General features: G+C 42.3%; 2 protein-coding genes. Both read right to left on the bottom strand.

Going from position 1 to position 2,153, the window contains the following annotated elements:
* Positions 1–19 precede the first annotated feature (19 nt).
* Positions 20–370, bottom strand: coding sequence for a four helix bundle protein (locus tag ACEYW6_RS36035; RefSeq protein WP_340096952.1), 351 nt, complete (start codon positions 368–370; stop codon positions 20–22).
* Between the two features lie 51 nt (positions 371–421).
* Complete coding sequence (locus tag ACEYW6_RS36040; protein WP_412983580.1) at positions 422–2,083, bottom strand: ISL3 family transposase; 1,662 nt, start codon at positions 2,081–2,083, stop codon at positions 422–424.
* Between the last annotated feature and the right edge of the window lie 70 nt (positions 2,084–2,153).

The following is a 2,153-nucleotide window of genomic DNA, read 5'->3' on the forward strand; positions in this document are numbered from 1 at the left end:
AAAGAAGGAAATAATAAATTCAAGCTTTGAGTTTGTTTAAGCTAGCAACTAATATACTTTGCATTTCCTCAACCTCATTCAATAGAGGAGTGAAAAGGTTTTTGTCAGCTAACTCTACTTCTCTGGCAATGATTAATTGCGTATCTAGCTCTCTCAAAGAGCCTAAAGCAATATGTAAAAACTGTATGTATTCTGGCTTTGAGCGTCTTCCATAGCCTTCTGCTATATTAGATGCTACAGATACAGAAGAACGTCGAATTTGGCTGGTTAAGCCATACAATTCTGATTGAGGAAATAGGCGTGTAAATTTATAGCAATTGATGGCAAGTTGAACTGCTCTTTGCCAAATGAACTGATTTCTATAGCTCATAATTAAGTTTGAAGTTAATAGCAAAAAGTTTAAAGTGTGAAACCTTATCCTTCAGGTAGCCAACAAAAATCGTCGCTCAAGTAGGTCTATCTTGGCGCGACCATACATCTGTCGTTTTAACATTTTCAGTCGATTAATATGCCCTTCAACGGGGCCATTACTAACTGACATAGTTACACCCGCCTTCACTGCGTCGTAGTCTTCACGCAATCGTTTAGCAAAGCGACGAAAAGCAGTCAGATTGCTCATGAGAGCTTGAGTGAGCCAAGGATCAAGTTGTGAATGCTGCCGTTGGCGCACAATGCAGGTAAAGCCTTGCGATAACTGAATAGCTTCAGCTAAATCTGGATGTTGTGCTGTTAGTAGCGCAAGCAATTCCTCGTCTTCTGGCTGTTGCGACTCTGGTTTCCGCAGCACTAGCCATACTGCACGACGAGGTGTAAGACAAAGTTTCTTGGGTTGAGCGACTTTTGGTAAAGACTTAACCGAATACCGTTTTCTTGGCTTGATTTTTTGGACAGTACGGATACGTCGTATGTATCGAGCTACAGTATCATAACTACCCTTGTAACCTAGTTTTTGAATTTCCTTAAATAAAATTAAGCCTTCGTGACAACCTTCATTCCAGCGTTTAAGGATATATTCATGGTACGGAACTAAGATACTTCGACCTCGGCTTCTTCGTCTAGTTGGTTCTGGCAAAGTGGAAGTACGTAAATAACGAAATACACTTGTTACACCAATCCCAACTTGACGAGCTATGGCTTTTCCACTCCAACCTTGGTGATGTAAATCCCAAACTTGCTGATGTATAGCAAGTCGTCTGGCACGGCTTTGTTCTGCTAATTGTAGTGCCTGTTGTTCACGGGTTGGTCGTGGTACTCGCACAACTACAGTACCGTCTGTTTGGGTTACTGATGAAAGACTGTATGCTTCATCGACGGTTTTGAGAGCTTGATGATGTGTAGCGAAAACTTCGTTAAGTGTTTCAGCTAAGTTCTGTAATAAGTGAAAACGGTCTGCAACCTGAATGGCTTCTGGCGCTCCTTGGCGAATACCACTTTCATAAGTTTTTGACCGATCTCGTGAGACGATTTTGATACCAGGGTGAGCTTTTAAGCATTCTGCTAAGGTTTCAGCTTTTGCGTCTTTAAGTAGAGCGATTGGTCGGCTACGTTCCAGGTCAATCAATGCTGTACCGTAAGTTTTGCATTTACGAAAACAAAAGTCGTCTACCCCAAGAATCTGTGGCGTTACGATTGGCAAAAGTGGGATTGAGCGGACTAATTTTAATAGCGTGTTACGAGAAGCTGTTACCCCCAAATGCTCTGAGAGTCTTACCCCTGCTGCACCGCCCAGAGATAAACCAATTGCACTCAGTCGTTGCGCTAAACGCAGAGTCCTTCTAGCCCAAGGTGCGGTTACACTTGTCAGCCTTTCGGTAAAAATGCGCCGTTTACATAAAGTGTTAATGCAAAAAAACTTTCGCACCCGTAACTGTATGGTAATACTGTAATCAGCCCAGGGCAGGTCTGTTAACTTACGTTCGTAGCGGCTATGAATTCGGTGAGTTGGGTGGTTACAAACTGGGCAATTAATGACAGTTTGCACCGCAGAGACAATCAACGTAATCGTCCCTTGTACTTTGTCAAATTGCCATCTCTTCAGTTGAAGGTTTGTTGTGTCAGGTAACAGGTGGTATAGCAATTCCATACCAAAAGTTTGATGGAGTGAAGTTTGAAGTTAGTAATTCAATTGTATCCCTTCCTCCTTCTTTTTTTCC

It is taken from the genome of Nostoc sp. UIC 10607, from assembly GCF_047228265.1.
GTDB classification, from domain to species: Bacteria; Cyanobacteriota; Cyanobacteriia; order Cyanobacteriales; family Nostocaceae; genus Nostoc; species Nostoc foliaceum_A.